The sequence below is a fragment of the Streptomyces mesophilus genome (assembly GCF_040300965.1).
Classification (GTDB): Bacteria; Actinomycetota; Actinomycetes; order Streptomycetales; family Streptomycetaceae; genus Streptomyces; species Streptomyces mesophilus_A.
The window spans coordinates 1-7293 of sequence record NZ_JBEPEW010000246.1; the positions used below are offsets into that span (position 1 = coordinate 1).

The window sequence follows — 7293 nt, forward strand, 5'->3', positions numbered from 1 at the left end:
CCTTGGCGCGCCCGGCCAGGGCGGCGTGCGCCCCGGGGTCGGCACGCAGCGCCTCCTCGTAGTGGGTGTGGGCCTGCTCGGGGCGGCCGCGGTCCCAGTCGAGCTCGCCGAGACGGTGCAGACAGAAGGCACGCTCGGCAGGCACGGCCGAGTCCTCCAGGGCCCGGCGCAGCGCGCCCTCGGCCGCCCCGGTCCGGCCCTGCATCTCCAGCTCGTAGGCGGCCCGGGTGAACGCCGCGACCCCCGGCTTGAGATCGAGCAGCCGCTGCACGGCCGCGGTGGCCTGCGGATAGGCGCCGAGCTGGGTGTACGCGTCGGCAAGGACCGGATACACGGTCCAGTTGCCGGGCTGGGCTCGCCGCGCCTGCTCGCCCCAGCGCTTGGCGGCGGCGAAGTCGTGCCGGGCGTTGGCCAGCGTGCCCATGCCGACCAGAGCCGGGACATTGCCGGGCTGCAGCGCGAGCGAACGCTTCAGGGCCTGTTCGGCTCTCCCGTAGTACGAGAAGTCGGCGGTGCGTCTGGCCTGCTCCAGGTATCCGAGGGCCAGGCCCGCCCAGACCGTCCCGTCGTCGGGGTGTTCGCGCAGCCAGGCCCGCCGGGCCTCGATCTGCCCGGGCACGTCCTGCGCGCCGGCCGCGGTCGCCGGATTCCCGTGAACGGGAGGCGGTGGGGCGTCGGGGGACAGGGAGAGCAGCCCGGCCGTCACGGCCGCGACCACCACACAGGCCAGTCCCGTCGCGGCCGGCCGATGGCCGAGGGCACGCAGAGTCTTGATCGTCTTGCCGGTCACCCGCACACTGTGCGTCGCCCTGGCGGCGCCCCGGTGCCGCCGGTACGACTATCAGGCGCAAGACCACTCGGTCGGCTCATCGGAACCGCTGGTGCCAGGGCGCATCGGAGTCCTGTACGGGGCGGTGGAGCAAGGGAATTGGGGAGGGCGCGGTTGCCACCGGGGCCCGCGGATCCAGAGGCGGAACCAACGCCGATCCAGACGCGGATCCAGCGACAGATCCAACGGCGGATCCAGACCCGGATCCAGACCCGGATCCAGACCCGGATCCAGACCCGGATCCAGGCCCGGAAGGCGCCCACCCGCAGGCCGGCCATGTCGTACCGTCTTGCCATGACCGCAGCATCCGCCGCCCCCACATCGGACGACGTCCGCGCCATCGCACTCGCCCTGCCGGAGACCACGGAGAAGATCGCCTGGTCGATGCCGACCTTCCGGGTCGCGGGGAAGATGTTCGCCACGCTGCCCGAGGAGGAGACCTCCCTCGCGGTGCGGTGCCCCAAGGAGGAGCGCGACGAGCTGGTCCTGGCCGAACCGGAGAAGTTCTGGATCGCCGACCACGAGGCGTCCTTCGCATGGGTGCGGGTCCGCCTGGCCGCGCTCGACGACCTGGACGAACTGCGCGCGATCCTGACGGACTCCTGGTCGCAGGCCGCACCGCCGCGCCTTCTGGAGCTGCACCCCGAGCTGAGAGTGGCCGTGGAGTAGATCACTCGCGGGCGGGCCGGCGGTGTCCACCGGATAAAACGGGTTCACGACCATCGGTCCAAGTGCGGTATTGTTTCCGTGCGCGTTCGGCCAGGCGAAAGCCCAGGTCAGCGAGCACCGGGACGTGGCGCAGCTTGGTAGCGCACTTGACTGGGGGTCAAGGGGTCGCAGGTTCAAATCCTGTCGTCCCGACGCATTGCGTCGGTTGCAGTGAGTGATCGGTGCAAGTGAAGGGCCATCTTCGGATGGCCCTTTTTCGTGCTCCCGGCCGGAAATAACGCTTGGACGGTGCCGGACCCGTCGCGGGACACTGCTCCCTCGTTTCCAGCGGGGACAGGACCGGACAGGACGGGATGAATGGAAGCACCTGAATTACGCAAGGCCGCCCCGCGCAGCGGTGCGGTCCTTCTTGCGCTGCGTCACTACCGCGGAGAGCTGGGCAGGCTCCGCAGATTCACGATCCCCGCGCTGCTCCTTCCGGCGCTGGGCAATATCGGCACCCACTACATCGCGCCGCTGGTGGTGGCCAAGCTCGCCGGGCGCATCGCCGACGGCGGCGACTCCTCGGCCGGCGCGGTCATGCCGTACGTGCTCGGCTTCGCCGCGGTGCTGCTCCTGTCGGAGGCGCTGTGGCGGGTCGGCCTGCACTGCCTCAACCGGCTCGACGCACTCGGTGTGGAGCGGCTCTACGCGACGGGCATGGACGCGCTGTACGCCAAGGACGCGGCGTTCTTCCACGACAACTTCGCCGGCTCGCTGACCAAGCGGGTGCTCAGTTTCGCCGCCCGCTTCGAGGAGTTCGTCGACACCCTGACCTTCAACGTGGTGGGCAGGATCGTCCCGCTGGTCTTCGGCTCGGTCGTGCTGTGGACGTACGAACCGCTGCTCGTGGTCGGCCTCCTCACGATGATCGCGTTGACGGCGACCTGCGTGGTGCCGCTGATCCGCCGCCGGCAACGCCTTGTCGCCCAACGTGAGGCTGCCATCGCCCGGGTCTCCGGCCATGTCGCCGACAGCCTGGCGAACATGGACACGGTCCGTGCGTTCGCCGCCGAGGAGCGCGAGGCCGCCGAGCACCGCTCGCGGGTCGCGGACTCGCGCCGCCTGATGCTGCGCTCATGGGACTACGGCAATCTGCGCATCGACACCCTGGTCGCACCCATGTCGGTGGCCACCAACGCACTCGGCCTGCTGCTCGCCGTCACCCTCGGGAGCACGCACGGGGTGGAGGGCGTCGTGGTCGCCTTCACGTACTACGCCAACGCGACCCGGATCATGTTCGAGTTCAACCAGATCTACCGCCGTATCGAGAGCTCGATGACGGAGGCCGCCCAGTTCACCGAGCTGCTCATGGAGGAGCCGACCGTCCTCGACCCGCCGTCGCCGCAGGCCCTGCTGCCCGGCACCGGGAGCACCGGGGTCCGCTTCGAGGAGGTGTCCTTCGCGTACGCGGGCGGCCCGAGACTGTTCAAGGGGCTCGACCTGGAGGTGGCCGGCGGCTCGCGGGTCGGCTTCGTCGGCCGCTCGGGCGGCGGCAAGACCACGTTGACCAGGCTGCTGCTGCGGATGACGGACATCGACGGCGGCCGGATCCTGGTCGGCGGCCAGGACATCGGCAAGGTCCGCCAGGCCGATCTGCGGAGCCTGATCGCGTATGTACCGCAGGATCCGGCCATGTTCCACCGCACGCTCGGTGAGAACATCGCCTTCGCCCGGCCCGGCGCCACCGACGCCGAGATCCGGCGGGCGGCCGAGGCGGCGCATGTCACCGAGTTCGCCGACGCGCTGCCGGACGGGTTCGACACGCTGGTCGGCGAGCGCGGCGTCAAGCTGTCCGGCGGGCAGCGTCAGCGCGTCGCGCTCGCCCGCGCCATCCTGCGCGACGCGCCGATCCTGCTGCTCGACGAGGCGACCAGCGCCCTGGACTCGGAGAGCGAACTCCTTGTGCAGGAGGCGCTGTGGCGGCTGATGGAGGGCCGCACGGCCCTGGTGGTCGCCCACCGCCTGTCCACGGTCGCGGGCATGGACAGGCTGGTCGTCCTGGATCACGGCCGGATCGTCGAACAGGGTTCCCACCAGGAGCTCCTCGCCGCCGACGGCACATACGCCAAGCTCTGGCTGCACCAGTCCGGAGGCTTCCTCGACGACGGGCCCACGGTGCCGCAGCAGAGCGTCAAGGTGGCGGTGAAGGACGAGCGCTGACGGGGCGCCGGGGCATCCATCAGGTTTGCCCCGGCGCCTGCTCGCGCGTATGGCTCCGCCGCCGACCTCATGCGTAAGGCTCCGCCGTCGAAGCGCGCACGATCAGCTCGTACGACGTGGGCTTGCGTCGTGGCCGGCCGGCAGGCGGACGCAGCGCGAGGGTGAGGACCTCCTGGCCCATGCGGGCCAAGGGGAGCCGGACCGTGGTCAGGCCGGGGGCGAGGTCGGCCGCGTACGAGACGTCGTTGAAGCCGACCACCGACATGCGCTGCGGTACCGCGACGCCCTCGGCGCGCAGCGCGGAGAGTACGCCGAGTGCCATGGCGTCGTTGAGCGCGATGATCGCCGTCGTGCCGGGGTGTTCGCGCAGGATGCGCTCGGCCGCGTCATGGCCGCCGTCGCGGGTGAACTCGGCGTGGATCACGGGGACTTCGGCCATGGACAGGCCCGCGCGTTCCCATGCGTGCGCGACCCCCGCGAGCCGGTCCACCACCGTCGAGAGTTTCGCGTCCCCTGCGGCGACCGCGATCCTGCGGTGGCCGAGCGAGAGCAGATGGTCCGCGATCGCCTTGCCGCCCTCCTTGTTCGCCGGGCGCACCGCATCCGCGCTCAGCGCATGGCGGCCGATGACAGTGAGGCGGCCGCCGGCGCTCTGGAAGGCGGCGAGTTCCCGTTTGGCCGCGGCCTCCAGGCTCGGGTCCACATAGCCGGAGCCCGCGATGATGATGATCCCCACGCGCTGGGCGATCAGATGCCGTACCTGCCGCAGCTCGCTGTGCGGCTCACGGGCCGAGGTGCAGATCTGGACGATGAGGCCGCGCTCACCGGCCGCCCGGATCACGCCGCTTGCGATCTCCGAGAAGTACGGGTCGTCGATCTCGTGCACGATCAGGCCCACCGTGGATGTGGCGCCGCCGGCCAGGGTGCGGGCATGCGGGTTGGCCACATAGCCGAGTTCGCGCGACACGCTGCGTACGCGCTCCGCCACCTCCTCGCGGACCCCGTCGCGCCCGGCGAGCGCCCGGGAAGCGGTTGCCAGCGAGACACCCGCGCGCTGCGCCACGTCGGCAAGGCGCAGAGGTGAGCGTGGTCGGGAGGGTCGGGGCATCCGTCACCGCCTCTGAACTGGGGCTTGTGAACTGGTAGTTGCCAGGCCGTTGTGCAGTTCCTGCGACGTGGCACATAGTACGCAAGCGCTCCCGAAAGCGCTTGCTGCCGGGGGCGAACGCATAGGAGTCCCCGGAAACCCCGTGACCGCTGACCGTCGAGGGCGGTGCTCAACGCCGTCCGGTTCGAATGGAGTTGGCATGTACGTGCTCGCACGTCGGCGGGGCGGCAGCCCGCTGCTGCTACTGCCCCTGGCCCCGCTCATAGCGCTGGCCCTGCTGCTTTCCACCCTCTGGGCCGCCCCCGTCCGGGCCGCTGACAACGTTGCCGCCGCGCCTGCGGCCGCCGATCCGATCCTCGACCCGATGCCCGAGCCCGTGCAGTCCGGACTAGGCCTGGTGCTCGAGGAGTACGCGCAGTTCCCGAAGACCGAACCCGTACCCGGACCGGTCACCGACGCGCGTCTGATGCGCCATGCCCGCATCAACGCACTCGTCGAACTCCCCGACCGCACCAAGCGCAAGGCCGTACCCGACCTGAACGGGCAGCTGTACCTGGTCGAGGACGGCAAACAGCCGCACCTCTACCTGGACATCGCCAAGACCTTCGCGCCGCAGTTCTTCGCCAGCCGCGGGATGGGCCAGGGCTTCGGCTATGTGACCTTCGACCCCGGCTTCCGCAAGAACGGCCGCTTCTACACGGTCCACACCGAGGCGGCCTCCGCCACGACCGCGGTCCCCGACTTCCGCCAGGCCGCGTCCTCCACGTACCACGGCGTCATCACCGAGTGGACCGCCCAGGACCCCTCGGCCGCCACCTTCGAGGGCACCCGGCGCGAGGTGCTGCGCATCGGCTTCAACGGCCAGGTGCACGGCATCCAGCAGATCGACTTCAACCCGACGGCCCGCCCCGGCGACAGCGACTACGGCCTGCTGTACGCGGCGGTCGGCGACGGCGGCACCGGCAAGTCCAACGCCGAGCCCCAGACCCTCTCGCTGCCGCACGGCAAGATCCTGCGGATCGACCCCCGCGGCACCGACGGCATCAACGGCCGGTACGGGATCCCGAAGCCCAACCCCTTCGTGGGCGAGCCCGGCGCGCTCGGCGAGATCTACGCGTACGGCATGCGCGACCCGCACCGCTTCAGCTGGGACAGCGGACGCGGCCACAAGATGTACCTGGGGCACATCGGCGAGCACGCCATCGAGGCCGTCTACGAGGTGCGCGCGGGTGACAACCTCGGCTGGAGCGAACGCGAGGGCGCCTTCGTCTTCGACCGGAACGCCGCCAACCCGTGCCACCGGATCCTGCCGCTGCCGGCCGACGACGAGAAGTACGGCTACACGTATCCCGTCGCCGCCTACGACCACAACCCGCCGCCCGGCTGGAACTGCACCGCGGACGTGGGCCGCGCCATCGCGGGTGGCTTCGTCTACCGCGGCGCCGAGGTGCCCGAGCTGCGCGGCAAGTACCTCTTCGACGATCTGGTCGACGGCCGGGTCTTCTTCACCGAGTCCGATGCGATGCGCCGCGGCCACGAGCCCGCGCGGATCGACCAGTTGATGGTCTACGACACCTCCGGCAAGCGCACCACGATGCCGGAGCTCGCCGGTGACAAGCGGGTCGATCTGCGCTTCAGCCAGGACGCGCGCGGCGAGCTGTATCTGCTCGCGAAGGCCAACGGCAAGATCTGGAAGGTCGTCGGGACCAAGCGCTTCGCCGACTGCCGTACGAACGGCACCGAGCTCAACCATGTGATGGACGGCGGCAATTGGGCGCCCGTCACGCCGTCCAAGTGGCAGTTCCCCGGCCATGAGGCGATCCTCGCCGAGGCCGGAGCGGCCCGTCCCGGACCCCGTCGGCCGTTCGAGTACGCGGTCCTGAGCACGGGGCCCGCATTCGGCTCGGTGACGGTCGAGGGCGAGGTGCGGCTCGACACTCCGGTGTCCGTGAGCAACCGGGACGTGATCATCGTCTTCGGCCATCAGTCGGACACGGAGTTCTATTACGCCCATCTGTCCCAGGACAACACCATCTATCCGCACAACGGGATCTTCGTCGTCGATGACGCCGACCGGCTCCGCCTCGACCACCAGTGGAACGGCGCCAAGGGCGCACCCCCGGCGGTCACCGACGAGGCCTGGCACGACGTGAAGGTGGTGCACTGCGCCGAGTCCGGCGAGATCGCGGTGTACGTGGACGGTGCGCGTGATCCGCTGATGACCGCGGTCGACAAGACCCTCCCCGGGGGCCGGGTCGGCTTCGGTTCCTTCGACAACACCGGACGGCTGCGGGAGTTGGAGGTCCGCGGGACACCGCTGCGCTGAGCGCACGGCGGCCCGCCGGGGATCCGTCCCCGGCGGGGCCGTGATTGACTCGGTGCCGCTATGAGTACGCACGTGCTGATCCTCGGCGGCACCACCGAGGCCCGCGCCCTGGCCACCGCGCTGGCCGACCGCCCCGCCTTCCGCGTCACGACCTCGCTG

General features: G+C 70.6%; 5 protein-coding genes, 1 tRNA gene and 1 pseudogene. 5 read left to right on the forward strand and 2 right to left on the reverse strand.

Annotated features, from left to right (window positions below; genetic code table 11):
- Nucleotides 1-790, reverse strand: a 790-nt coding sequence (locus ABT367_RS39855; RefSeq protein WP_352258670.1) for a tetratricopeptide repeat protein, incomplete at its 3' end; no start/stop codon positions are given.
- A 333-nt stretch (nt 791-1123) separates the two neighbouring features.
- Here ABT367_RS39855 and ABT367_RS39860 point away from each other — a divergent pair.
- The 3 genes from ABT367_RS39860 (at nt 1124) to ABT367_RS39870 (ending at nt 3700) form a co-directional block, all read left to right on the forward strand.
- Entirely contained in the window at nt 1124-1498 is a 375-nt protein-coding gene (locus ABT367_RS39860; protein WP_352258672.1) for an MmcQ/YjbR family DNA-binding protein, read from the forward strand.
- 118 nt (nt 1499-1616) lie between these two features.
- Nucleotides 1617-1690, forward strand: a tRNA-Pro gene (locus tag ABT367_RS39865).
- Between the two features lie 165 nt (nt 1691-1855).
- Nucleotides 1856-3700 (forward strand): ABC transporter ATP-binding protein, encoded by a 1845-nt coding sequence (locus tag ABT367_RS39870; RefSeq protein WP_352258674.1) that lies wholly within the window; start codon nt 1856-1858, stop codon nt 3698-3700.
- A 67-nt stretch (nt 3701-3767) separates the two neighbouring features.
- On the opposite strand, the gene ABT367_RS39875 is transcribed toward ABT367_RS39870, so the two are convergent.
- Entirely contained in the window at nt 3768-4763 is a 996-nt protein-coding gene (locus ABT367_RS39875) for a LacI family DNA-binding transcriptional regulator (protein WP_352258676.1), read from the reverse strand.
- 244 nt (nt 4764-5007) lie between these two features.
- Between ABT367_RS39875 and ABT367_RS39880 the strand changes: the two genes are divergently transcribed.
- Both ABT367_RS39880 and ABT367_RS39885 read left to right on the forward strand, forming a co-directional pair.
- Nucleotides 5008-7134 (forward strand): PQQ-dependent sugar dehydrogenase, encoded by a 2127-nt coding sequence (locus ABT367_RS39880; RefSeq protein WP_352258678.1) that lies wholly within the window; start codon nt 5008-5010, stop codon nt 7132-7134.
- 60 nt (nt 7135-7194) lie between these two features.
- A pseudogene (locus ABT367_RS39885) lies at nt 7195-7293 on the forward strand (cobalt-precorrin-6A reductase); the annotation flags it as partial.

What these genes read in the sequence shown, in the direction of transcription:
- ABT367_RS39880 (WP_352258678.1), top strand. Translation starts at nt 5,008, where the DNA reads ATGTACGTGCTCGCACGTCGGCGGGGCGGCAGCCCGCTGCTGCTACTG.
- ABT367_RS39860 (WP_352258672.1), top strand. Translation starts at nt 1,124, where the DNA reads ATGACCGCAGCATCCGCCGCCCCCACATCGGACGACGTCCGCGCCATC.
- ABT367_RS39870 (WP_352258674.1), top strand. Translation starts at nt 1,856, where the DNA reads ATGGAAGCACCTGAATTACGCAAGGCCGCCCCGCGCAGCGGTGCGGTC.